At 66.3% G+C, this 26,213-nt stretch carries 15 protein-coding genes and 1 pseudogene; 13 read left to right on the forward strand and 3 right to left on the reverse strand.

Annotated features, from left to right (window positions below):
- Positions 1–138 precede the first annotated feature (138 nt).
- A complete protein-coding gene (prpR, locus tag H7A87_RS05555) occupies positions 139–1,752 on the reverse strand; it encodes a propionate catabolism operon regulatory protein PrpR (protein ID WP_119129164.1) in 1,614 nt (537 codons plus the stop codon).
- 146 nt (positions 1,753–1,898) lie between these two features.
- Here prpR and prpB point away from each other — a divergent pair, with 146 nt between their 5' ends.
- Positions 1,899–2,795 (forward strand): methylisocitrate lyase, encoded by an 897-nt coding sequence (gene prpB, locus H7A87_RS05560; RefSeq protein WP_115676297.1) that lies wholly within the window; start codon positions 1,899–1,901, stop codon positions 2,793–2,795.
- A 75-nt stretch (positions 2,796–2,870) separates the two neighbouring features.
- Entirely contained in the window at positions 2,871–4,025 is a 1,155-nt protein-coding gene (prpC, locus tag H7A87_RS05565; protein ID WP_119129165.1) for a 2-methylcitrate synthase, read from the forward strand.
- Positions 4,026–4,049: 24 nt separating this feature from the next.
- Here the strand turns inward: prpC and H7A87_RS05570 are convergent, their stop codons facing one another.
- Positions 4,050–4,469 carry a hypothetical protein gene (locus H7A87_RS05570; protein ID WP_180496897.1) on the reverse strand — a complete coding sequence of 140 codons (420 nt, stop codon included), beginning with the start codon at positions 4,467–4,469 and terminating at the stop codon, positions 4,050–4,052.
- Between the two features lie 35 nt (positions 4,470–4,504).
- On the opposite strand from H7A87_RS05570, the gene acnD reads away from it, so the two are divergent.
- From acnD to H7A87_RS05600, 6 genes are all read left to right on the forward strand, one after another.
- Entirely contained in the window at positions 4,505–7,096 is a 2,592-nt protein-coding gene (acnD, locus tag H7A87_RS05575; protein ID WP_119129166.1) for a Fe/S-dependent 2-methylisocitrate dehydratase AcnD, read from the forward strand.
- A gap of 89 nt (positions 7,097–7,185) precedes the next feature.
- On the forward strand, positions 7,186–7,428 hold the full coding sequence (locus H7A87_RS05580; protein ID WP_029220676.1) for a type II toxin-antitoxin system ParD family antitoxin: 243 nt from the start codon (positions 7,186–7,188) through the stop codon (positions 7,426–7,428).
- A 20-nt stretch (positions 7,429–7,448) separates the two neighbouring features.
- Positions 7,449–7,742, forward strand: coding sequence for a type II toxin-antitoxin system RelE/ParE family toxin (locus H7A87_RS05585; RefSeq protein WP_232087928.1), 294 nt, complete (start codon positions 7,449–7,451; stop codon positions 7,740–7,742).
- Positions 7,743–7,835: 93 nt separating this feature from the next.
- Positions 7,836–9,047, forward strand: a complete 1,212-nt coding sequence (prpF, locus tag H7A87_RS05590; protein WP_119129169.1) for a 2-methylaconitate cis-trans isomerase PrpF — start codon at positions 7,836–7,838, stop codon at positions 9,045–9,047.
- 178 nt (positions 9,048–9,225) lie between these two features.
- A complete protein-coding gene (locus H7A87_RS05595) occupies positions 9,226–11,442 on the forward strand; it encodes a TonB-dependent receptor (protein WP_104582343.1) in 2,217 nt (738 codons plus the stop codon).
- Between the two features lie 106 nt (positions 11,443–11,548).
- Complete coding sequence (locus H7A87_RS05600) at positions 11,549–12,520, forward strand: nucleoside hydrolase (protein WP_119129170.1); 972 nt, start codon at positions 11,549–11,551, stop codon at positions 12,518–12,520.
- A gap of 110 nt (positions 12,521–12,630) precedes the next feature.
- Here H7A87_RS05600 and H7A87_RS20965 read toward each other — a convergent pair.
- Positions 12,631–12,890: pseudogene (locus H7A87_RS20965) on the reverse strand (hypothetical protein); the annotation flags it as partial.
- A 308-nt stretch (positions 12,891–13,198) separates the two neighbouring features.
- Here H7A87_RS20965 and H7A87_RS05605 point away from each other — a divergent pair.
- The 5 genes from H7A87_RS05605 (at position 13,199) to pbpC (ending at position 26,120) form a co-directional block, all read left to right on the forward strand.
- On the forward strand, positions 13,199–18,100 hold the full coding sequence (locus H7A87_RS05605) for an alpha-2-macroglobulin (RefSeq protein ID WP_180496898.1): 4,902 nt from the start codon (positions 13,199–13,201) through the stop codon (positions 18,098–18,100).
- A 343-nt stretch (positions 18,101–18,443) separates the two neighbouring features.
- A complete protein-coding gene (locus H7A87_RS05610) occupies positions 18,444–21,572 on the forward strand; it encodes a TonB-dependent receptor (protein WP_119129172.1) in 3,129 nt (1,042 codons plus the stop codon).
- Positions 21,573–21,728: 156 nt separating this feature from the next.
- Complete coding sequence (locus H7A87_RS05615) at positions 21,729–22,676, forward strand: glycerophosphodiester phosphodiesterase family protein (RefSeq protein ID WP_180496899.1); 948 nt, start codon at positions 21,729–21,731, stop codon at positions 22,674–22,676.
- A 136-nt stretch (positions 22,677–22,812) separates the two neighbouring features.
- Positions 22,813–23,589, forward strand: a complete 777-nt coding sequence (locus tag H7A87_RS05620) for a CPBP family glutamic-type intramembrane protease (RefSeq protein ID WP_232087929.1) — start codon at positions 22,813–22,815, stop codon at positions 23,587–23,589.
- A gap of 179 nt (positions 23,590–23,768) precedes the next feature.
- Positions 23,769–26,120 (forward strand): penicillin-binding protein 1C, encoded by a 2,352-nt coding sequence (gene pbpC, locus H7A87_RS05625; RefSeq protein ID WP_321186790.1) that lies wholly within the window; start codon positions 23,769–23,771, stop codon positions 26,118–26,120.
- Positions 26,121–26,213 lie beyond the last annotated feature (93 nt).

Consider the following 26,213-nt stretch of genomic DNA (forward strand, 5'->3'; position numbering starts at 1 on the left):
GATCACATCAGCAATGTGGCAGCACCCCTGGTGTGTGGAACGCGGCGCATGACCTGTTGCCGCCGAGCGCGCGGCTGGCGTTGTGAAGATTCGCGAAACAGGTCCGCGCGTGCAGCCCGGCCAGGCGAAGCCTGTATCTCAATCCCGCGATGCCGCCGCGTGTGCCTGCATCCAGCGCCACAGCGTCGTGCGCGAGACGCCCAGTGCCTGTGCGGCGAGGGCGCGATTGCCGTTTGCGCGATCGAGCGCTGCGCGAACGACCGCTGCGGTGAGTTGCAGGCGCGAGCTCGCAAGATCGGTGTGCCCGGGTGCTGCTGTGCCATCGCCATCGCCATCGCCAATGCGCATCTCGAACAGCTCAGGTGCCCAGCGTTCCAGTTGATCCAGGTCAAGGCTGTGGCGCGGTTGTGCCTTCCAATGAATGCACAGGCGCTCGACCAGATTGCGTAATTCGCGCACGTTGCCCGGCCATGCGTGCTGTTGCAGCCGCTGCAGTGCTGTCGATGACAGCGGGGAAGGCATGCCGCCGAGGTGCTGGAAGTAATGCGCCAGCAACAAGGCGATCTCGTCGGGGCGGTTGCGCAGTGGCGGCAGGGCGATGCGTAGCGCTGCCAGGCGATAGAAGAGGTCGCGGCGGAAGCGTCCTTGCTCGACCAGTGCCTGCAGCGGTTGCAGGCTGGCGGCGACCACGCGCACGTCCACGGCGACCGGCAGGGTGGCGCCAACCCGCAGCACTTCGCGCTCTTCCAGCACGCGTAGCAGGCGTGTCTGCAGCGGCACCGGCAGTTCGCCGATTTCGTCGAGAAACAGCGTGCCGTCCTGCGCGGCTTCGATCAGGCCGACATGGCCGCCGCGGCGTGCGCCGGTAAAGGCGCCGTCGCTGTAGCCGAACAATTCCGCCTCCAGCAACGACTCGCTGATGGCGCCGCAGTTGATGGCGACGAAGCGGCCACGCCGGCGGCTGCCGGCATGCAACTGGCGTGCGACCAGTTCCTTGCCGGTACCGGTCTCGCCGCTGATCAGCACGGTGCCCGGATGTGGGGCGTACAGCTGCACCAGCTCGCGCACCTGGGTGATTGCAGCATCGTCGCCCAGCAATGCGTCGGTGCGCCGCACCCGGCGCGTGACGGTGCGGCTGGCGGAGTGATCGTTGCCGGGTGCGCTCCCCAGCGCGATGGCGTGCTCGAGTGCCAGGCGGACCGAATCTGCCGAGTACAGCAGTACCCCGGGCAAGCCGGCCTGCTCGGCGAAATCGATCGCCATGCCGGTGCCGACGATGACCTGGATGCCGCTGGCACGCAGGTCGGCGATGCAGTCACGCGCGTCTTCGGCGGTGACGAAGCGACGGTGCTCGATGTCCAGGTCGAAGCTGTCCTGAAACGCGCGGAATGAGGGCACGTCGGTGGCATGGGTGACCACGCCGATGCGCGGTGCGATGCGGCGTGCGCGCGCCAGCGCTTCCATCAGATCGAATCCGGTGGCCTGGATCGGCGCCAGTGGCAGTGCGAGCCGGCTGCGCAGATAGGCGGCATTGGAGCCGCCGGCGACCAGCACGTCGCAGCGCTCGCGGCGCAGGCGCTGGCCGATGACCTCCACGGCCTCGGCAAAGCCGAGGTTGACCTGCTCGATGCGCGCGCGCTGGTCGAACTCGGGGATGACGTCGGCCAGCAGGCCGGTCAGGCGAGAGACGCTGACGGTCCAGATGACGGGGCCAGAGGTCTCCGTCGGCTCGATAAATCGGGGGCTGCGCATCGGTGGCGTCGCGTTGCAGGGATGTTGCATCGTGCTTGGCGCGTTGCAGTATTGCAACATTTGGCGCTGACTGGTCCAGTCGAATCAATGGCTTGGCGTTGGCATGCCATTTGCGCTCTATCCCGCATCCCACCCCAGGAACCACCATGACGTCCTCGCCCACTGCTTCCGCCGGCTCGCGCTTCCGCGCCGCGCTGGCCGCCGAATCGCCGCTGCAAGTGATCGGCGCGATCAATGCCAACCACGCGCTGCTGGCGCAGCGCGCCGGCTATCAGGCCATCTACCTGTCTGGCGGTGGCGTTGCGGCCGGTTCGCTGGGGTTGCCGGACCTGGGCATCAATACGCTGGAAGACGTGCTGATCGACGTGCGCCGCATCACCGATGTCTGCGCGCTGCCGCTGCTGGTGGACGTGGATACCGGCTTCGGGCCGAGCGCGTTCAATATCGAGCGCACCATCAAGTCGCTGATCAAGGCGGGCGCGGCCGGCTGCCATATCGAAGACCAGGTCGGCGCCAAGCGCTGCGGGCATCGGCCGGGCAAGGAGATCGTCAGCCAGGCCGAGATGGTCGACCGGGTCAAGGCGGCGGCCGATGCCAAGACCGATGCGGCGTTCTTCTTGATCGCACGCACCGATGCGATCCAGATGGAAGGCGTGGATGCGGCGATCGAGCGTGCGATCGCCTGCGTGGAGGCCGGTGCAGACGGCATCTTTGCCGAGGCCGCGTATGACCTGGAGACCTACACGCGGTTTGTCGATGCGGTGCGCGTGCCGGTGCTGGCCAACATCACCGAATTCGGCAAGACGCCGCTGTTCACACGCGACCAGCTCGCGCAGGCCGGCGTGGCGATCCAGCTGTTTCCGCTGTCGGCGTTCCGTGCGGCCAACAAGGCGGCCGAAGCGGTTTACACCGCGATCCGGCGCGATGGGCATCAGCAGGCCGTGCTGGACACCATGCAGACGCGTGAAGAGCTGTACGAGCGCATCGGCTACCACGACTACGAGCAGCGCCTGGACGGCTTGTTTGCACGCAAAGGCGCATGATCGCGCCTTGCTGCGTGCAGGTTCGGCCATTTCATCCGTGACACCGCAACACGACACCGTTTGGGAGCGCATCGCATGAACGACACCGTCAATCCCGGCTTCAAGCCGAAGAAATCCGTCGCCCTGTCCGGCACCGCTGCGGGCAACACCGCGCTGTGCACGGTGGGGCGCAGCGGCAACGACCTGCATTACCGCGGCTACGACATCCTGGACCTGGCCACCACCAGCGAGTTCGAGGAAATCGCCTATCTGCTGGTGCATGGCAAGTTGCCCAATAGTGGCGAACTGCGCGGTTACAAGGCCAAGTTGCGTTCGCTGCGCGGCGTGCCGGCGGCAGTGAAAACCGCACTGGAGCAGCTGCCGCCTTCGTCGCATCCGATGGATGTGATGCGCACCGGCGTGTCGGTGCTGGGCTGCCTGCAGCCGGAAAAGGACGACCACAATCATCCTGGCGCACGCGATATCGCCGACAAGCTGATGGCCTCGCTGGGGTCGATGCTGCTGTACTGGTATCACTACAGCCACAACGGCAAGCGCATCGAGGTGGAAACCGACGACGACTCGATCGGCGGGCACTTCCTGCATCTGCTGCACGGGTTTGCGCCGAAGGAGTCGTGGGTGCGTGCGATGCACACCAGCCTGATCCTGTACGCCGAGCACGAGTTCAACGCGTCGACGTTTGCGAGCCGCGTCATTGCCGGCACCGGCAGCGACATGTACAGCGCCATCGCCGGTGGCATCGGCGCATTGCGCGGGCCCAAGCATGGCGGCGCCAACGAAGTGGCCTTCGAGGTGCAAAAGCGCTACGACACGCCGGACGAGGCCGAGGCCGACATCAAGGCGCGTGTGGAGCGCAAGGAAGTGGTGATCGGCTTCGGGCATCCGGTCTATACCGTGTCCGACCCGCGCAACAAAGTGATCAAGGAGGTGGCGCGCGAGCTTTCCGAGGCACAGGGAAGCCGCAAGATGTACGACATCGCCGAGCGCCTGGAGAGCGTGATGTGGGACATCAAGAAGATGTTCCCGAACCTGGACTGGTTCAGTGCGGTCAGCTACCACATGATGGGCGTGCCGACGGCGATGTTTACGCCGCTGTTCGTGCTGGCGCGTACGGCTGGCTGGAGCGCGCACGTCATCGAGCAACGCATGGACGGCAAGATCATTCGGCCTTCTGCGAATTACACGGGTCCAGAGGATCAGGTGTTCGTGCCGCTGGATCAGCGCTCCTGAAAAGCTGCTGCCTGCGAGCGGCCCTCATCCGCCCTTCGGGCACCTTCTCCCGCGTTGCGGGAGAAGGGAGAGTGGCGAGCAGCAGGTGGTGACTAGCAGCACGAGCGCCTGTAACAACAGCCACAGCCACAGCAGCAACAGCACCAGCAGCACCAGCAGCACCAGCAGCACCAGCAGCACCAGCAGCACCAGCAGCACCAGCAGCACCAGCACCAGCACCAGCACCAGCAGCACCAGCACCAGCAACAGCACCAGCAACAGCACCAGCACCAGCACCAGCACCACCAGCAGCACCAGCACCAGCAGCACCAGCAACAGCAACAGCACCAGCAGCACCAGCAACAGCAACAGCACCAGCACCAGCACCAGCAACAGCACCAGCAACAGCACCAGCAACAGCACCAGCAACAGCACCAGCACCAGCACCAGCACCAGCACCAGCACCAGCAGACCCCGCCCGCTTTGTGATATCGCCAGCCATGAACAGCCAGTACCGCAAGCCCTTGCCGGGCACCTCGTTGGACTACTTCGATGCGCGCGCCGCCGTGGATGCGCTGCAACCCGGCGCCTACGCAACGTTGCCGTATACCGCGCGCGTGCATGCCGAAAACCTGGTGCGGCGCGCGCAGCCACAGATGCTGGAGGCCTACCTGCGCCAGTTGATCGAGCGCAGGCGCGACCTGGATTTTCCCTGGTTTCCGGCGCGTGTGGTCTGTCATGACATCCTGGGGCAGACCGCGCTGGTCGACCTGGCCGGACTGCGCGATGCAATCGCCGAGCAGGGGGGCGATCCGGCGCAGGTCAACCCGGTGGTGCCGGTGCAATTGATCGTCGATCACTCGCTGGCAGTGGAATACGCCGGCTTCGACAAACAGGCCTTCGCCAAGAACCGCAGTGTGGAAGATCGCCGCAACGCCGACCGCTTCCACTTCATCGAGTGGACCAAGCGCGCGTTCGAGAACATGGAAGTGATTCCGCCGGGCAACGGCATCATGCATCAGATCAATCTGGAGAAGATGTCGCCGGTGATCTACACGCTCGACGGCGTGGCCTTTCCCGATACCTGCGTGGGTACCGACAGCCACACCCCGCATGTGGATGCGCTGGGTGTGATCGCGGTTGGTGTGGGTGGGCTGGAAGCGGAGAACGTGATGCTCGGCCGTGCCTCGTGGATGCGCCTGCCCGACATCATCGGCGTGGAATTGCTGGGCCGGCCGGCGCCCGGCATCACCGCCACCGATATCGTGCTGGCCCTGACCGAATTCCTGCGCCAGCAACGCGTGGTCGGTGCCTATCTCGAGTTTTATGGAGCCGGCGCCAGCGCGCTGACCATCGGCGACCGCGCGACCATTTCCAATATGACGCCGGAGTTCGGTGCCACCGCGGCGATGTTCTATATCGACCAGCAGACGCTGGACTACCTGCGTCTGACCGGGCGCGAGGACGCACAGATTGCCTTGGTGGAGACCTACGCGCGCCAGACGGGTTTATGGGCGGATGATCTGGTCACAGCGCAGTACGAACGTGTGCTGCAGTTCGACCTGTCGAGCGTGGTGCGCAACATGGCCGGCCCGTCCAATCCGCACAAGCGCGTGGCCACCAGCGCGCTGGCCGAGCGCGGCATTGCCGGTGTCTGGGACGATGTGCCGGGGCAGATGCCCGATGGCGCGGTGATCATCGCCGCGATCACCTCGTGCACCAATACCTCCAACCCGCGCAATGTCATTGCCGCCGGCTTGCTGGCGCGCAACGCGAACGCGCGTGGACTGACCCGCAAGCCGTGGGTCAAGAGTTCGCTGGCGCCGGGCTCCAAGGCGGTGCAGTTGTATCTGGAAGAGGCCGGCCTGTTGGGCGAGCTGGAACAACTGGGCTTTGGCATCGTCGCGTTTGCCTGCACCACCTGCAACGGCATGAGTGGCGCGCTGGATCCGGCGATCCAGCAGGAAATCATCGACCGCGATCTGTACGCGACAGCGGTGCTGTCGGGCAACCGCAATTTCGACGGGCGCATCCATCCCTACGCCAAGCAGGCGTTCCTGGCATCGCCACCGTTGGTGATCGCCTATGCCATCGCCGGGACAGTGCGCTTCGATATCGAAAAGGATGTGCTGGGCATCGACGCCGAAGGCGTTGCGGTGACGCTCAAGGATCTGTGGCCAAGCGATGCGGAGATCGATGCGGTGGTGGCGCGCAGCGTCAAGCCGGAACACTTCCGCAGCGTCTACGATCCGATGTTCAAGCGCAGCGTGGGGCACGGCATCCAGGTGAGCCCGTTGTACGACTGGCGGCCGACCAGTACCTACATCCGTCGCCCGCCGTATTGGGAAGGCGCGCTCGCCGGTGCACGCAGTTTGCGCGGGCTGCGCCCGTTGGCGGTGCTGGGCGACAACATCACCACCGATCATCTGTCGCCGTCGAACGCGATCCTGGCCGGCAGCGCGGCCGGCGAATATCTGGCGCAGATGGGCGTACCGGAGGAGGACTTCAACTCCTACGCCACCCATCGCGGCGACCACCTCACCGCGCAGCGCGCCACCTTCGCCAACCCCAAGCTGGTCAACGAAATGGCGGTGGTCGATGGGCAGGTCAAGGCAGGCTCGCTGGCGCGGCTGGAACCGGAAGGGCAGGTGCTGCGCATGTGGGAGGCGATCGAAACCTACATGACGCGCAAGCAGCCGCTGATCATCATTGCCGGTGCCGATTACGGCCAGGGTTCCTCGCGCGACTGGGCCGCCAAGGGCGTGCGTCTTGCCGGCGTGGAGGTGATCGTGGCCGAAGGCTTCGAGCGGATTCACCGCACCAACCTGATCGGCATGGGCGTGTTGCCGCTGGAGTTCAAGCCGGGCAGCGATCGCAAGACGCTGGGCATCGACGGCAGCGAAACCTTCGATGTGGTCGGCGAGCGCACGCCGGGTGCCACGCTGACGCTGTCGATCCATCGGCGTAATGGCGAGCAGCTGCAGGTGCCGGTGACCTGCCGGCTGGATACCGCCGAAGAAGTGTCGATCTACGAAGCGGGCGGCGTATTGCAACGGTTTGCCCAGGATTTTCTTGAGGCCTCGGCAGCCTGATGGCTTCGACGCCCGAGGACGCCAGGTCGCGCTTGCACCCACCCGTGCAGGCGCGCACGCTTTGGCAATCTTTGCCATCAGGAGGTCGTATGGCCACGATGAATATCTCTTTGCCCGACGAGCTCAAGCAGTTCGTCGATCAGCAAGTCCAGGAGCATGCCTACGGGTCCAGCAGTGAGTACCTACGCGAACTGATCCGTAAGCAACGCGATGTGGAACAGCTGCGTGGGTTGCTGCTGGATGGGGCCAACTCCGGGCCGGCCGTGGCAACGGAGCCTGATTTTTTCGACAAGATGCGTGAGCGCGCGCAGGCACGCGCTGCCAGCAAGTGAAGCCGGCGCGCCGGCGCCCGTTGGCGCTGCGCGACGTCGACGAAGCCGCTGCGTGGTATGGCGAACAAGCCGGGCTCGCGCTGGAACTGGCGTTTGCCGACGCGCTGGAGTCGGCGGTCAAGATGCTGATGCAGCGCCCGGGTGTCGGTTCCAGCCGACATGCGGTGCTGTTGAAGCTGCAGGACCTGCGGGTGTGGCCACCGAAGGGATTTCCCTATTTGATTTTCTACATCGAACGCAACACGGACATCGTCATCTGGCGTGTGCTGCAGATGCAGCGCGACATTCCTGCGTGGATGAGCGGCGACGCCTGAGCGGTTCGACGCGAGTTTTGCCTCAACTCTCCGGCAGCGCCGCAGTCGATGCGTCTTCGCCGCGATCACGATCAACCGAGATAGACCAAGCCCATGACCCCTCTCTCCCAACTCCGCATCCCGGCCACCTACATGCGTGGCGGCACCAGCAAGGGCGTGTTCTTTCGCCTGCAGGACCTGCCCGCTGCCGCCCAATTGCCCGGGCCTGCGCGCGATGCGTTGTTGCTGCGGGTGGTCGGCAGCCCCGACCCGTACGGCAAGCAGATCGACGGCATGGGTGGGGCGACCTCCAGCACCAGCAAGGGCGTGATCGTGTCGGCCAGTGCGCGCGCCGGGCACGATGTGGACTACCTGTTCGGGCAGGTATCCATCGACAGCGCGTTTGTGGACTGGAGCGGCAACTGCGGCAACCTGTCGGCGGCGGTGGGGCCGTTTGCGATTGCCAATGGCCTGGTCGATGCCGCGCGGGTGCCGCGCGACGGTGTGGCGACGGTGCGGATCTGGCAGGCCAATATCGGCAGGACCATCGTGGCGCATGTGCCGATGACCGATGGCCAGGTGCAGGAAACCGGTGACTTCGAACTGGATGGGGTGACCTTTCCGGCCGCCGAGGTGCAGCTGGAATTCCTCGACCCGGCCGACGCTGCTGAAGGCGAGGGGGGGGCGATGTTTCCCACCGGCAGGCTGATCGATCAGCTGGAGGTTCCCGGCCTGGGTACGATCGCCGCGACGCTGATCAATGCCGGCATTCCGACCATCTTCGTCAACGCGCGCGACCTGGGCTACACCGGCACCGAGCTGCAGGAGGCGATCAATGGCGACCCGCGTGCACTGACGATGTTCGAGACCTTGCGCGCGCACGGCGCGTTGCGGATGGGCTTGATTGCAAAGGTGGAAGAGGCAGCCACGCGGCAGCACACCCCGAAGGTGGCCTTTGTCGCGCCACCGGCTGATTACACCGCGTCCAGCGGCAAGCCGGTGCGCGCGGCCGAGATCGATCTGCTGGTGCGCGCGCTGTCGATGGGCAAGTTGCACCACGCCATGATGGGCACCGCGGCCGTCGCCATCGGGACAGCCGCGGCTGTGCCTGGCACGCTGGTCAATCTGGCCGCCGGCGGCGTGACGCGCACGGCGGTGCGCTTCGGGCATCCGTCCGGCACCCTGCGGGTCGGCGCCGAGGCGCAATCGATCGATGGCAAATGGCGGGTCACCAAGGCACTGATGAGCCGTAGTGCGCGGGTGTTGATGGAAGGCTGGGTGCGGGTGCCGGTCGACGCCGCCCGGGGGCGGTTGATCGTTCGCTGAGACCGGGCACGCCCCCGGCGCACAAAATGCACTTGGGTGTTGCATTAATTCGAACGCCTTTTCGAATTCGGAAAACTTTTTCGCACGCGCTCTGCCAAATTTGTGTAAATCGTGTTAATTCTGTTGCAACGCGGCATGCAGATCAGGCCGCTCCGCCAACCGAATTCGGAGTCTTCCCATGTCCGCCAGCCGGTCGCTCAAGATCAGCGCGCTCGCCGTTGCCGTCGCTTCCCTTCTTCCGCTTCATGCCGCCGCCCAGCAGGCGCCCAGCGACGACGGTGTCGTGCGCCTGGACGCGGTCAAGGTCACGGTCGAGCGCCGCTCGGAAGATTCCAAGGACGTGCCGGTCTCGGCATCGGTGCTGCGTCCGGAATTTCTGGATGCCATCTCCACCAGCGGCTCGGATATCCGCGTGCTCGCGGGCAAGGCGCCCAGCCTCAACATCGAATCGTCCAACGGCCGTGTGTTCCCGCGCGTGTACATCCGCGGCTACGGCAACACCGACTTCAACACCTACGCCTCGCAGCCGGTGTCGCTGATCTATGACGACGTGGTGCAGGAAAACGCGTTCCTGAAGGGCTTCCCGATCTTCGATCTGGAAGGCCTGGAAGTGCTGCGTGGCCCGCAGGGCACGCTGTTCGGCCGCAACACGCCGGCCGGCGTGGTCAAGTTCAACTCGGTCAAGCCGACCATTGGCGCCAACGACGGCTACGCCAGCCTGTCCTACGGCACCTACGGCACGATGACGCTGGAAAGCGGCCTGAGCATCGCCATGGGCGAGCATTGGGCGGCGCGTCTGTCCACGCTGGGCCAGCGTCGCGACGACTGGGTGGAAAACCGCGATGGCCGCGACCTGGAAGGCTATACCGATTCGGCCGTGCGCCTGCAGCTGCTGTACCAGGCCAGCGACGACTTCAGTGCCTTGTTCAACGCGCATGCGCGTCACCTGGACGGCACCGCGCGGCTGTTCCGCGCCAACGTCATCCAGCCCGGCACCAACCAGCTGGTGGACGGCTTCGACGAAGAGAAGTCCTTCATCGACGGCGCCAACAACCAGGAACTGCAGACCTATGGCGGCAGCGCCAACCTGACCTGGGACCTGGGCGACATCGCGCTGCACTCGATCACCGCCTACGAAGGCATCGGCAAGTACTACAGCCGCGGCGACATCGACGGCGGCTTCGGCGCGGTGTTCGCACCGCCGTCCGGCCCGGGCGTGATTCCGTTCCCGGTGGAAACCGCCGGCGGCATCAAGAGCCTGGACCAGTACAGCCAGGAACTGCGCGCCGAATCGCAGTACGAGGGCCCGCTCAACTGGCAGGCCGGCCTGTACTACTTCCATGACGATGTGGAAGGCGAAAACTACACCTACAACACCTTCAGCGGCGGCGATCTGGCCAGCTACCAGCTGACCCGCCAGCGCAACACCTCATGGGCGGCATTCGGCTCGTTGAACTATGCGGCCACCGATCGCCTGAACCTGCGCGCCGGCATCCGCTACACCTACGACAAGAAGACCTTCGACGTGCTGGCGCTGGATCGCGTCACGCTGGTCGAGCCGTCCAGCGGCGAGACCGACAACTCCAAGGTCACCGGCGATCTGGCGGCCACCTTCGCCATCAACGACGACGTCAACGTGTACGCCCGTGCGGCACGCGGCTTCCGCGGCGCCAGCTTCGGCGTGCCCTCGGGCACCGCGCCGCTGACCGTGGCCGAGCCGGAGACGGTGGATTCGTTCGAGATCGGCATCAAGTCGGATCTGTTCGACAACCGCGCGCGCCTGAGCTTCGACATCTACGATTTCCGCGTCAAGAACCAGCAGCTCACCGCGGTGGGCGGCGTCTCCAACGACGTGCGCCTGCTCAACGCCGACAAGACCAAGGCGCGCGGCGCCGAGTTCGACTTCGAAGCGCTGCTCACCCAGAACCTGCGCGTCACCGCCGGCGGCGCCTACAACTGGACCCGCATCGACGACCCGGCGCTGTCGGTGGGCGTGTGCCGCACCTGCACCGTGACCGACCCGCTCAACGCGGCCGGCAACGCCATCATCGACGGCAACGATCTGCCGCAGGCTGCCAAGTGGATGGCCAACGCCACCCTGCGTTACGGCATCCCGATGGGCAACGACGGCGAGCTGTTCTTCTACACCGACTGGTCCTACCGCAGCGAAGTGAACTTCTTCCTGTACGACTCCAAGGAGTTCACCGGCCAGCCGCTGGTCGAAGGCGGCGCCAAGATCGGCTACAACTGGGGTGCGGGCGCGTACGAGGTGTCGGTGTTCTGCCGCAACTGCACCAACCAGATCCGTGTGACCGGTGCGATCGACTTCAACAACCTCACCGGCTTCATCAACGACCCGCGCATCGTCGGCGCGCAGTTCCGCGCCAATTTCTGATCGGCGTGGTGGTGTAGCACGATTGAACCGCCGGCCAACACGCCGGCGGTTTTTTTATGGTCGCAGGAGCAGGGACATGCAGCAGAGATGGCGAAACGCGTGGTGGATGCTGGGGCTGTGGTGCGCATCGGCAGTGGCATGGGGGCAGACGCCTGCCGTGACCGCAGCGCAGGCGCCGCCAACACCCACATCCACCGAGTTGCTGGTGGTCTCCACCGATATCGGCGACGACATCGACGATGCGTTTGCGCTGGGGTTGTTGCTGCGCAGCCCGCAGCTGCGGGTGCTGGGCATCGCATCGGCCTGGGGCGACACCGGCTTGCGCGCGCAGTTGCTGCAGCGCCTGTTGCAGCAGGCCGGGCGCAGCGAGATCCCGTTGGCGGTGGGTGCACGCACCACCAGCGCGATCCCCTTCAGCCAGGCGCGCTGGGCCGCAAGGGGACAGGCGCCAGGCAAGCTGCCGGATGCGGCGGCGATGATCCTGCAGCAGGCGCACCTGCATCCCGGCGAGGTGACCTTGCTGGTGTTGGGGCCGATGACCGACGCGGCACTGGCGCAGCAGCGCGACCCGGCCGGCTTTGCCAGGCTCAAGCGCATCGTGGCGATGGGCGGCTCGGTCCGCGTTGGCTATGGCAAATCGGCGTATCGGCCGGCCAGTGCGCCGGCGCCGGAGTACAACATCCTGGCCGATGTGCCGGCGGCGCAGCGGGTGTTCGCGGCCGGCGTGCCGATCGTGTTGCTGCCCCTGGACGCCACCCAGGTTCCGCTGGAAGAGCCCGAGCGCGTCGCGCTGTTTGCACACGGCGACGGGCTCACCGATGCGCTCACCCAGCTGTATTACCAGTGGCGCAACACCGACCAGCCCTGGGCCAGCGCCACGCCGACCTTGTTCGACGCGGTGCCGGTGGCCTGGCTGCTGCGCCCCGCACTGTGCCCGACCACGCCGTTGCACCTGGACGTCGATGCGCAGGGGTACACCCGCGAAGGCACAGGCACGCCGAACGTGCAGGCCTGCCTGCGCGCGGACAAGCCGGCGTTGATCGAGATGTACATGCGCACGGTGCTGCAGTTGCGCTAGGAGTGGCTTTCAAAGTGTGGTGAGCGCCCGCTTGGTGGCGAGCGCAGTGGTTTTATTGGCCGCATTTTGGGATGCAGTCAAAAGCCTGGTTGGTCGTGCGCGCGGTGCCCTCACCGCTCGCGGGACACGCCGCAAGTACGTCCGTGTAGGCTCGGTGGCGGCATCCATGCCGCCACACGGTCCCGCAATCGGCGAGGACACCGCACCAGAAAATGCGTCGGTTGCTTTGTTGAACGCCTGCTTGTTGCTCTGCTTGTGATGGAATGGTTGTTGGACGCACCATCCTCCGAACAATGCACGCCATACCCTGTGCGCGCCCCTGCACACCGACCATCTCGACGGGTCCTTGCCCGCCCACCGTCGCGGGACCTTACGCGGCATGGATGCCGCGTAAGAGCCTACAGGGACGTACTTGCGGCGTGTCCCGCGATGGTGGGCGGGCAAGGACCCTGCAGCCAAGCGGCAACTCAGCGACCTGCCATGGACCGGCGTCAAACCACTGCGCTTACCGTCGGTCGGGCACGCAGGTGCCATCGCAGCGCTGGCCAGGTGGCGCATCATCGCCGCCCATCGGCAAGTCCCTGCGTCGCCTCATGCCGCCATCGGTGACGTGAACGGCATCGCTATACTTACGTCCTCAGTCATGGGGTAGCGCGAATGGACAGCAGGGAATCAGGGATGAGGTGGTCGGGCACGCGGCGCATGTTGCTGTGGGTGGTAGTGCTGTGCGTGGCGATCGGCGCGGTGGCGTGCAAGCGCAACGAAAGCGGCCAGTTGCCTGCCGCCAGCGGCGAGGCGATCAAGGCCGACAAGCAGGCGATCACCGGTTTTGTGCTGGCGCGCGCCTATCCCGACCAGACCAGCGACGGGCTGTCGCTGGCGCTGGAATTCTCGCGGCCGCTGGTCGGCACCCAGGACTTCGATGCGCTGGTGCGCTTCGAGGAAAAGGTCGGCACCGGCGACAGCAGTTGGACGCTGTCCGACGATGGCAAGACGTTGCGCTACCCGTACGTGGAAGCGGCCAAGGACTACACCGTGCTGGTCGACGCCAACCTGTTGGCGGCCGATGGCAGCCGCCTGGGCAAGCCGCTCAAGCAGAAGGTCTACACCGGCGCGCTCAAGCCGGTGGCCGGGTTCGCCTCGCAAGGCAGCGTGCTGCCGGCGCGCGAAAGCCGCGGCCTGCCGGTGGTGTCGGTCAACGTGCCGGAAGTGGACGTGGAGTTCCTGCGTGTGCGCGAGAAGTCACTGCCGGCGTTCTTCCAGCAGTTCCAGCGCGGCGGCCGTCGCGGCAGCTGGGAGCTGGAGAGCGAATACAACGACAAACAACCGCTGTCCAGGCTGGCCGAGCCGGTGTACGTCAACCGTTTCATCCTGGGCGGCAAGCAGAACGAGCGCGTGCTGACCTACCTGCCCACGCAGGACATCAAGGAGCTGCAAGAGCCGGGCTTGTACTTTGCGGTGATGAAGCGCGCCGGCAGCTTCGAGAACGAACAGGAGACGGCGTTCTTCACCGTCAGCGACATCGGCCTGCATACGCGCGCCTACAAGGACAAGCTGTTCGTGCACACCGCCTCGTTGCAGAGCGGCGAGCCAATCAAGAACGTGGAAGTGCGCATCCTCGATGCCAAGGGCGAGCTGTTCCTCAAGGGTGCCACCGACGGCAACGGCAATGCGCTGCTCAATTACACGCTCGATGCCGGCCATGTGCTGGTGGCGCGCAGCAAGACCGATATCTCGGTGCTGCCGTTTAACCAGCCGGCGCTGGACCTGAGCGAATTCGCGGTGGCCGGGCGCGAAAGCGCCTGGTTCGACGTGTTCGCCTGGGCCGGCCGCGACCTGTATCGCCCCGGCGAGACCATGCGCGTGTCGGCGATCCTGCGCGACAACGACGGCAAGCCCACCAAGCCGCAGCCGGTGTTCCTGCGACTCAAGCAGCCGGACGGCAAGACCTTCCGCGAGACCCGGCTGCAGCCGGGCGAGCAGGGCTATTTCGAGTTCAGCCAGCAGATCCCGGCCGATGCGCCGACCGGTCGCTGGCAGGTGGAATTCCGCACCGATCCGACCAGCAAGGACGCCGTGCAGGGCATGAGCGTGCGCGTGGAAGAGTTCCTGCCCGAACGCATGAAGCTGGATCTGGACAGCACACAAAAGACCCTGAGCGCCGGCCAGCCGTTCACGCTGCTCGCCAATGCCGCGTACCTGTATGGCGCGCCGGCCGATGGCAACCGCTTCACCGCCAAGCTTGCGGTCAGCGTCGAGCAGCATCCGCTCGATTCCTTGCCGGGCTGGTTCTTCGGCGACCCCACGCTGGAGCTGCCGCGCGAAGCCAAGGACGTGATCGATACCACGTTCGGCAGCGACGGCGTGTTGCGCGAAGACATTGCGCTGCCGGCCGAAGCCAGGCCGGTCAGCACGATTGCCGCGGTGGTCTCGGGCAGCGTCTACGAGACCGGCGGGCGCACCGTCACCCGCACCGTCAAGCGCGTGCTGTGGCCGGCCAAGGCGCTGGTCGGCGTGCGCCCCCTGTTCGACGACAAGGACGGCACCGATGCCAATGGCACCGCACGCTTCGAACTCACCCGCGTGGATGCCGATGGCAAGCCGCAACCGGCCAAGGGCCTGAAGGCCACGCTGGTGCGCGAGCTACGCGACTACCACTGGAACTACACCGACGACCATTGGGATTACGACTTCACCCGCCGCTTCGAGAACAAGGACACGCGCACGCTCGACATCGCCGGCGGCAACGCCAAGCTCGAGTTTCCGGTGGAGTGGGGCGAGTACCGCCTGGACGTGTTCGACCCGGCCACCGGGCTGACCACACGCTACCCGTTCCGCGCCGGCTGGAGCTGGAACGACGAAAACCGCGGCCTGGACGCGCGCCCGGACAAGGTGAAGCTGGCGCTGGACAAGACCGGCTACCGCGCCGGCGACACGCTCACCGTCACGCTGACCCCGCCGCATGCCGGCAAGGGCGTGTTGCTGGTGGAAAGCGACAAGCTGCTGTACGTGCAGGACATCGACGTTAAGCCGGGGAGCACGTTCGACATTCCGGTCACCGAGGCCTGGGAACGCCACGATGTGTACGTCACCGCGTTGGTGTTCCGCGGCGGCAGCGCGCCGAGCAAGATCACCCCGGCGCGCGCGGTGGGCGTGGCGTATGTGCCGATGGACCGCAAGGCGCGGCGTGTGGCGGTGGGCCTGGCGGCACCCAAGCAGATGCGCCCCGAGCAGGCCTTGCCGGTGACGGTGAGCGTGCCGGAGCTGGCCGGCAAGGCGGCGCACGTGACCATCTCGGCGGTGGACGTGGGCATCCTCAACATCACCCGTTTCCCGGTGCCCGATGCCAATGCGCAGTTCTTCGCGCAGCGACGCCTGGGTACCGATGCCTACGATATCTACGGGCGGGTGATCGAAAGCTTCGAAGGCGCCAGCGGCAAGCTCAAGTTCGGCGGCGACATGGCGCTGGAAGCCTTGCCGCAAGCCAAGCGCCCGACCGCGCGCGTGCAGACCGTGGACCTGTTCTCCGGCTCAGTGAAACTCGATGCCCGGGGCAATGCACGCGTGCAACTGCCGGTGCCGGATTTCAACGGCACCTTGCGGGTCTCGGCATTGGTGTATTCGGAGACGCGGTTCGGCAATCAGTCCATGGAAACCGTGGTGCGCGCGCCGATCCTGGCCGAGGCCAGCATGCCGCGCGTGATGGCGCCGGGTGACCGCAGCACGGTGACGCTGGACGTGCAGAACTTCACCGGCAAGCCGGGCGAGTTCAACGTGCGTGTGGACGGGATCGGCCCACTGGCCATTGCCGAGGCCGCGCGCAGCGTCAAGCTCGGTGCGGATGCCAAGCAGACACTGAGCTTCCCGCTGAGCGCCACCGAAGGCTATAGCGTGGCCAAGGTGCGTGTGCGCGTGGACGGCAACGGCTTCAAGGCCGACCGCAGCTACGACCTGCCGGTGCGTGCCGGCTGGCCGCAGGTGTTGCGTGCGCAGACGCGCGTGCTCGATCCGCTGTCACCGGTCAGCCTGGACAGCGGCTTTGCCGATGGCCTGATGGCCGGCTCGGTGACCGCGCGCATGGTGGTCAGCCCGCTGCCGCCGATTCCGTTCGCCAGCGCCCTGCAGGGTGCGTTGGACTATCCGTATGGCTGCGCCGAGCAGACCACCAGCAAGGGCTACGCCGCGCTGTTGCTCGACGACGCCACCGCCCGGGCGCTGGGCACCAAGGGGCTGGAGGCGGCCAAACGCCGCGAGCGCATGGAAGGCGCGTTCGGTCGCCTGGCCTCGATGCAGATCGCCAGCGGGCATTTTTCGATGTGGGGCGACGACGGCTACGTCAATCCGGGCCTGACCCCGTACATCGCCGAGTTCCTGCTCGATGCCAAAGACGCCGGTTTTGCGGTGCCCGACAACGTGCTGCAGAAGGCGCTCAATCGGCTCAGCGAGGACCTGCTGTCCGGCGGCAACGAGTTCTACGGGCAGGATCGCCGCGATAGCCTGAAGTTCGCCAACCAGGCCTGGTCCGGCTACGTGCTGGCACGCGTCAACCGCGCCCCGCTGGGCACGCTGCGTGCGCTGTACGACAACCAGCGCGACAAGGCGCTGACCGGTCTGTCGCTGGTGCATCTGGGGGCGGCATTGTCGCTGCAGGGCGACACCAAGCGTGGGCAGGCGGCGATCAAGGCCGGTTTTGCCAAGGACAGCAGCGAACGCCCGTCGTACTTCGCCGATTACGGCAGCGCGATCCGCGACGATGCCTTGATGATGGCGCTGCTGCACGAGCGTGGCCTGTCCAGGCCCGAGTACGACACCCGCGCTGTCGCGCTGGGCCGTGCGCTGGATGCACGACGCGCCACCGGCTGGCTGTGGCTGAGCACGCAGGAGCAGGTGGCTCTGGCGCGCTTGGGCAAGGCCTTGATGGTCGGGCAGGGCAAGCAGGTCTCCGGCACCTTGAGCGTGGGCGGCGAAACGCAGCAGATCGCGCCGGCGCGCCTGTTCGGGCGCAGTTTCGACAGCGCCGCCTTGGCGCGCGGCGTGCAGTTCGCGCCGCAGGGCGAGGCCCCGATGTACGCCAGCCTGGAAGTGGCCGGCATCCCGCGCAGCGCGCCGGAGCCGGACACGCGCACCCTCAGCGTGGAGCGCAGCTGGTACACCACCGACGGCAAACCGTGGACGCCGCGTGCATTGAAGGAAGGCGAGGCGTTGATCGTGCGCGTGGCCATCACCGCCAACAGCGACATGCCCGACGCACTGCTGACCGACCTGTTGCCGGCCGGGCTGGAGATCGAGAACTTCAATCTCGGCGATGCCAAACAGTGGGCCGACGTGGTGGTGGACGGCATCGGCATCAGCGAGCGTTCCAGCGCCGCCGATGTCAAGCACGAAGAGTTCCGCGACGACCGTTATGTGGCCGCGCTGGCGCTCTCCTCGGGCAGCAAAGCGCAGCTGTATTACCTGGTGCGCGCCGTCACCCCGGGCACGTATACGGTGCCGCCATCGTTGGTGGAAGACATGTACCGCCCCGAGTTGCGCGGCGTGGGGCGCAGCACGCCGGCGACGATGACGGTGGTGCAGCCGTAGGGTCGCGCCATCCCCTGGCGGGCCACCGAAACTCTCCCTTCTCCCCTCGGGAGAAGGTGCCCCGCAGGGGCGGAGGAGGGTACGTGCGAAGCCTCATGTCATTCACCGCCGGGTGGCTTCGCCCCGTACCCTCACCCCAACCCCTCTCCCGGAGGGGGAGGGGTTTTCCCGCGTCACTCAGAAGGTTTTCGCGAACTGCCAACTGCCTGCTTCGCATCCAGCGACATCGTTGCGCACTGTCTTTTCGATGCGATGCCAGCGACACGCAAGGGTCATTTTTGCTGGCTACGGTGGCGTGCTTTCTCATCGGCGCGGCGTCCTTGCTGCGCGATCCCGGGATTCCATGCAGCGCTCCGATTCGTACCGTTTGCCCCTGTCCGTTCTCGCCGTGACCATTGCGGCCTGTTCGCCTGCTTTGCAGGCCTACGCAAGCGAGCGTGCGGCGATGCCAGCCGACGCCTCAGCTGAAGCGTCTTCTACGGCGAGGGGCGCGACCGCGAGCCCATTAACGAGCGCAGCTACAGCGAATAATGACGAGGCAACCACGTCCGAAGCGACAGCTAACAATGACAAGGCTGCCACGCCCGATGCCGACGTTGCGGCTGCAAAGCAACGCTCTGCGTTGTCAGTAGAGGCATCTGCAGATTCCTCAGACGCTGCATCGATAGCTTCTGCATCGGCTACATCGACGGTATCGCCAGTAGCGTCGCAAGGCGATGCAGCCGACCCCGACGCACCGGCCACCACCAGCAAAACCGGCGTGCAGACGCTCGACGCCATGCAGGTCACCGGCGTGCGCCGTGCCAATGCCGCCGCGGTGGAAAGCAAGCGCGCGGCGACCAACATCACCGATGTGATCAGCGCCACCGATGTGCGCGCCTTGCCCGACAGCACCATCGTCGAAGCACTGCGCCGCGTGCCCGGCCTGTCGGTATTGCCGGCCACCGACAACGAGCATCCGCGCGACGAGGCTGCCACACCGGTGCTGCGCGGCCTGGGCCCGTCCTACAACAACGTCACCATCGACGGGCTGACCATCGCCTCGCCCGGCACGCCAAACGGCACGCTCGGCTCGATCACGCGCGGCGTGCGGCTGGATCTGCTGCCGGCATCGATGGTCAGCGAGTTGCAGGTGGTCAAGACCTTCACGCCCGACCTGGATCCCAATGCGACCGGCGGGGCGATCAACCTCAAGACACGCAGCGCATTCGAAAACGGCGGCAAGCCGTTCTTCAGCGCCGAAGCCGCACTCGGCCACGCCAACGATGTCGGCAAGCCGCGTGATCAGGACGACCCCGGCTATCGTTTGAACGCCACCGGCAGCCGCACCTTCGGCAGCGAGCAGCAGTACGGTTTTACGCTGTCGGCCAACTACCAGACGCTGAGCAGCTACACCGAAACCCACATGACCACCGACACGGTGCATTACGGGTTCTACGACACCAACGGCGTGCTGCAGACCGGCGCCAATCTCGGCAATGGCTGGGCGGTGCCGCAGCAGGACAAGTACTGGTACGTGCAGAACCAGCGCGACCGTTACGGTGTCACCGGCAAGTTCGAGGTGCATCCCAGTGCCGCGCTCGAGGCCTATGCAACGGCCGGTTACTACTATTTCAAGGACAACATGGAGCGCAACGAGGTCATCATCGACCCGCGCAACCGTGGCCAGGTGTTCAACCAGACCGCCACCTCCGGCAGCTACCCCGGTGGCGATATCGAAGTGGGCTACTCGAACCAGATCGTCACCACGCGTACCAAGGTCGCGCAACTGGGCACGATCTGGCGGCCCACCGACCGGCAGCAGTTCTCCGCGCGCGGGGCGTGGTCGGATGCGACCTACGACGAGCCGATCCGCATGATCAAGTACGCCACCGGCATCACCCGCGCCGCGCCGGTAGCGGTGGGCCAGACCGGCAGCGGCGTGACCGTCAATGCCACGCCCGATTACGCGTTCAACTACGACACCTCCGGCGTCGACCAGCGCTTCGGGGTGTCGCCGCAGGCCTATAACGATCTGGGCAACTACAGCCTGTCGTACTGGCGCCCGGACTACAAACGCACCGCCGCCGATCGCATTCTCACCGGCCGGCTCGACTATGGGTTCAACCAGGGCGAGAGCGACCAGGGCATCGGCTTTGCGGCAGGCGTGTCGTATACCACCGACAGACCGTCCTACGATATCTATCGCGTCGAGTACCAGCCCAATACCAGTGCGCCGGCGTTGGGCCTGGCCGATGTGGCGGGCACCGGCCGGGCGCCGATGCGCTATGCCGGCCTGAACCTGATCACCATCGATCCCGACAAGGCCAATCGCGCGTTGGCCGCCACGCCGCTGAGCGCGTTCAACAGCACCGACCAGCAGGCCTTCAGCAACCAGGACAACTTCACCCATACCGAAAAGACCGTCGGCAGCTATGGGCTGGTCAGCTATCGCAGCGAACGTTTCAACGTGCAAGGCGGCCTGCATTTCGACAGCACCAGGCTCAACACGGTCGGCCGCCAGCGGCAGCTGGATACCGCGACCAATCGCTATGTGTATATCGATAACCCGACCAACGCGGACTACGATTATCTGCTGCCCTCGGCCATCATGACCTACCACCTGAGCGATGCATTGGACTTGCGCGCCGGCGCAAGCCGTACGCTCGGCCGCCCGCCATACGATGCGTATGCGGCGCGCACTTCGATCGGCTTCGTCAACACCGCCGATGCCGGCAACCCGAATGCGCAAGGCGTCACCGTCACCATCGGCAACCCGGACATCAAGCCGCGTGTATCCAATAACCTGGATCTGTCGCTGGAATGGCGCCTGCCCGGCGATTTCGACGCGTTCGCGTCCGTGGCCGTGTTCGACAAGCGCATCCAGGACGAGATCTTTACGCTCTCGCGCACCGACAGCTTCAGCTTCGACGGCACCACCTATGCCAACGCGCTTATCAGCACGCCGGCCAATGCTGCCAAGGCGCGCATCCGCGGCGTGGAATTCAACGGCATCGTCAACACCCTGGCGCCGATTGCGCCATGGCTGAGCGGGGTCGGTTTCAGCGCGAATGTTGCGGTGCTCGATGGCAGCCTGGATGTGCCCTACAGCGTCGGCAGCGGCAGCAACGTGCGCCAGCGCGAGCGCAAGCTCGACAACCTGGTCGGCCAGCCGGACTACACCGCCAATGCCACGCTGTTCTACAACACCGGCGGGCTGGAGCTGCGTGCGGCCTACAATCGCCAGGGCAAGGCCTTGCGCGCCATCGTCAGCAACATCGACTGGCAGGATCTGTACTGGTCGCCGCGTTCGCAGCTGGATTTCACCGCCACCTATGCCATCAGCAAGCAGCTCAGCCTGATCGGCCAGGTCAGCAACCTCACCCACAGCCGCATCACCAGCGTCACCGGTCCCGGGCAGAACCTGCTCAAGGACAGTTATTCGGTGCCAACGACCTACTGGTTCGGCCTGCGTTTTACGCCGACGCTCTAGGCGCGGCGAACATACTGCGGCGCGGACGTCGGTAGCGTACGGGCAACGTGGAGCAAGCGAGATCTGTGCATGGCAGATCTCGCACCGTCTCTGCCTGCCGCGCCCTCCTGACAAAAAGCGCAGTCATTCTGTTAATCCTACAAGCGGAGTTGTTCGATGACCTTACGTTCTGTCGCCGCCGTCGCGGCTATGCTGGGCGCGGCACTTGCCACCCCTGCCAGCGCAGCACCTGGCGGCGTCGCCGCGATCCAGGCCCGGCTGAGCAATCCCGGCGGCGGTATCGTGGTGGTGGCCCATCGCGGTTGCCATGCGCCGGCACCGGAGCATGGTTTCAAGGACAGCGCGCCGGAGAACTCGCTGGCCGCACTGGAGCGCTGCATCGCCATCGGCGCCGACGTGATGGAGACCGACGTGCGCCGCGCCGCCGATGGCACCCTGGTGATGCTGCACGACGCCACCGTGGACCGCACCACCGACGGCACCGGCAAGCTGTCCGAGCTGACCCTGGCCGACCTGCAAAAATTGCGGCTGCGCAGCGACGAAGGTGGCGCGCAGGCGCCGCTGACCGACCAACGCGTGGTCACGCTCGAGCAGATGCTGGCCGCCTCCAAGGGCCACATCCTGCTCAACCTGGACGTCAAGGACGCGATCTACGTGCAGGTGGTCGATGCGGTTGCCCGTGCCGGCATGCAGCACCAGGTGATCGTCAAGGCCGAAGCCGGCATCGCCACGCCGCCACTGGCCGCGATGCTGCCGTTCGACAAGGTCTATTTCTTCCCGATCCTGATCAATGCACATGGCACTGCCGATCTGGCGGCGATTGCCACTGCGCAGACGCGCAACGCACATCCGGCTGCGTTCGAGCTGCCCAGGATGTCGCCAGCCCAGTTGCCGGCGTTGGTTGCAGTGAGCAAGACGCACAAGGTGCGGCTGATGGTCAACTCGCTGTGGGGCGGCTTCATTGCCGGCTACGGTGGCGACGCCGATGCGGTGCGCGACCCGGACAAGGTCTGGGGCCGCCTGTACCGCGATGGCGTGTCGATCATCCAGACCGACGCGCCGGAAGCCTTGCTGCGTTATCGCGCCGCGCTGGAGCAGCAGTAGGCGGCCCATTGCATTGCGGCAGGCAGCTGGCGCGCGATGCGAACCGGGTCTGGTCGCACCACATCAACCCCGGACGCTGCGCCGATGTCGCCGCCAGCGGTATAGTCACCCGCTGTTTGCACGCAAGGACGTCTGCATGCTGCTCGATACACTCCCGCGCCGTGTCGGTCGGCATGCGGTCTGGTTGGTGGTGCTGCTGGTCGCGCTGCAGGTGCGTGATGTGGCCAAGGCCCTTGGTTTTCCAATCCCGAAAATTCCGGTGCCCTACGGCGGCGGGATTGCCGACAATCTGCTCAGCGTGGTGGTCGTGCTGGTCGCAGCGGCATTGCTACGTCCTGGCATGCCAGGCGAACTCGCGGCGCGTCTGGGGCTGCGCTGGAACGGCATACGTGGCCCTGCGCTGACGTTGCTGGCCACACTGCCGTGCTGGCTTGGGCTGTGGACGCAGTCCAGCTCAGTCGGTACCGACGATCTGCTTGGCCTGCTGTGGCTGGCACTGCTGTTTCCGCTGGCCGAAGAAATCGTCTTTCGCGGTTTCGGCTTCGTCTTTGCCTGCCGTGCGCTGGCATGGCGCCCGGCGATCGCCGCGCTGGTGCAGGCGCTTGTGTTTGGCGGCGTGCATTGGCTCGGGGCCGGCGGTGGAGGTGGCGAGGCGTTGTTGATCTTCGCCATAACCGGTATCGGTGCGCTGCTGTTTGCCATCGTGGACGCGCAGGATGGCTACACGATCTGGAGCGGCTGGGTGTTGCATGTCTCGCTCAACGCGGCCTGGACGGTCTTTTCGGTCTCCGATTCGGCGGCCAGCGGCTGGCTCGGCATTGCGTTGCGCCTGTCTGCGGTATTCCTGGCGATGGGCTTGTTGCGGTTGTTTGCACGGCCGCCTCGCCCGCTGCGCGCGGCGGGCGTGGGCTAACGCGCGTGTCCTCGCGTAAGGCAGCAGCGTGCAGCAACGTTGATCGCGCGTTGCCACAGCATGCCGCGCGATAGTGGCCGAAATGCGTTTTGCCCTGCATCCTTGGCAGGATGGATGAGCAGCAGCACGTGCAGGCAAGGACCGACCGGACGCAGGAACGCGCCGCTGGCGACGATGGTGTGGCCCGGCATGGCCGCCGCTGGCTGACAGGGCTACGCTGGGGCGCCGTGGCACTGCTGTCTGCCGTGTTGCTGCTGGACCTGGCCTTCCCGCTGCCACTGCCCAAGTCGCGCGACACCTCCACGCTGGTGGTGGCACGCGATGGCACGCCGTTGCGCGCCTTCGCCGACCGCAACGGGGTGTGGCGCTATCCGGCCAGCCCGCAGAGTGTGTCGCCGCTGTACCTGCAGGCGTTGCTGAACTACGAGGACCGCTGGTTCTGGCGCCATCCTGGGGTCAATCCGTGGGGCCTGCTGCGTGCCGGCGGGCAGTGGATCGGGCAGGGGCGCATCGTCTCCGGCGGCTCGACGCTGACCATGCAGGTGGCGCGCATCCTGGACCCGCACACGCGCACACCGTGGGGCAAGGTCAAGCAGTTGTTGCGCGCGCTGCAGCTGGAAGCGCACCTGAGCAAGCGCGAGATTCTGACGCTGTATCTCGAGCGCGCGCCCTACGGCGGCACCATCGAAGGCGTGGAAGCGGCCAGCTGGGCGTATCTGGGCAAGCCGGCCAAGGCCTTGTCGCAGGCCGAAGCCGCATTGCTGGCGGTATTGCCGCAATCGCCCAGCCGCCTGCGCCCGGATCGCCATCCCGAGGCCGCGCAACGCGCGCGCGACAAGGTGCTCGATCGCATGGTGGAGCTGGGGGTGTGGTCGCGCGCGCAGGTGGACGATGCGCGGATCGAGCCGGTGGTGACGCGCTCGCTCACACCGCCATTGCATGCGGCCTTGCTCGCGCAGCGGCTGCACGGCGTGCAACCGCGTGCAGCGCGCATCGTCACGACGCTGGATGTCGAACTGCAGCGCACCCTGGAGGAGCGCGTGGCCACCTATTTCTCGCAGCTGCCCGAGCGCACCTCGGCCGCCTTGCTGGTGGTGGACAACGCCAGCATGGAAGCGCGCGCGTATGTGGGTTCGGCCAGCTTCGGCGACCGCAAGCGGCTGGGGCATGTGGACATGGTGCAGGCCTGGCGCTCGCCCGGGTCCACCCTCAAGCCGTTCCTGTATGGCATGGCCCTGGACGATGGGGTGATCCATTCCGAAAGCCTGTTGGTGGATGCCCCGCAGAGCTTTGGCAGCTACCGGCCCGGCAATTTCGATGCGGCCTTCAATGGCCCGGTGAGCGCGGCGACGGCGTTGCGGTTGTCGTTGAACGTGCCGGCGGTGGACCTGCTCGACCGGATCGGCCCGGCGCGGTTTGCCGCGCGGCTGTCCAATGCCGGCATCGGCCTGCGTTTCGCACATGGCAGCACGCCGTCGCTTGCATTGATATTGGGCGGCACCGGTGCGCAACTGCAGGAGCTGGTCGGTGCCTTTGCGGCGCTCAATCGCGGCGGTATCGCTGGGCGTGTGCGCTACACGCCGGACGATCCGCGCATCGAGCGCCGGCTGATGTCGCCGGGCGCGGCCTGGATCGTGCGCGAGATCCTGCAGAGCAATCCGCGCCCCGGGTATGGCGGCGGGACCTTCGACACCACTGCGCGCCCGGGCGTGGCCTGGAAGACCGGCACCAGCTACGGCTACCGCGATGCGTGGGCGATCGGCGGCACGCGCCGCTACACGGTCGGGGTGTGGGTGGGGCGGCCGGACGGCACGCCGCTGCCCGGCCAGTACGGCGCCGTCACCGCGTTGCCGTTGATGTTCGAGGTCATCGACGCCTTGCCCCGCAGCGCCGGCGACAGCGCGCCGGTGCCGATGCCGCCCACGGTGCAGGCGCTGGCCATCTGCTGGCCGCTCGGCGGCGCGGCCGATCAGACACCACCGGCGCAATGCGCACGCCGCGCCGACGCCTACGTGCTCGATGGCGCCGTACCGCCCACCTTTGCCGAACGCGATGCGCGGCTATGGCACGGCGGGCAGCTGCATTTCGATGTGGATGCGCGCAGCGGGCAGCGGTTGTCGCAGGAGTGCAGCCAGCCGCATCAGCGCGTGCCGCAGGCCGTGGCACGCTGGCCGGCGTTGGTGTCGCCCTGGCTCAGTGCGGCCGAGCGCAAGGCTGCGCAACTGCCACCACTGGCCGCGGACTGTCTGCCGGATGGACGCATGACCGGTGGCGGCGTGCTGCGGATCGACGGGCTGAGCGATCGCGCCACGCTGGCGCGTGCCAACGCCGCATCGCGCCCGGTGCGCCTGCACCTGCGTGCGCTGGGCAGCGACGCGCGCATCGACTGGTTGCTGGACGGCCGCTGGATCGCACAGACCAACGGACGCCAGGGATTTCAGCGCGATTTCGCGGAAGTCGGCACGCATACGCTCACCGCAATGGCCAGCGACGGTGCCTGGACACAGCTGCGCTTTCGCGTATTGCGCTGACCGGGTCGGTAACGGGCATGTGCGGTGGCCGGCAACCCCGTAGGAGCGCACCCGGGCGCGACAGGGCATTCCCGGTAACGCCCCGTCGCGCCC

This window comes from Xanthomonas sp. CPBF 426 (assembly GCF_903989465.1).
Lineage (GTDB): Bacteria > Pseudomonadota > Gammaproteobacteria > Xanthomonadales > Xanthomonadaceae > Xanthomonas > Xanthomonas euroxanthea.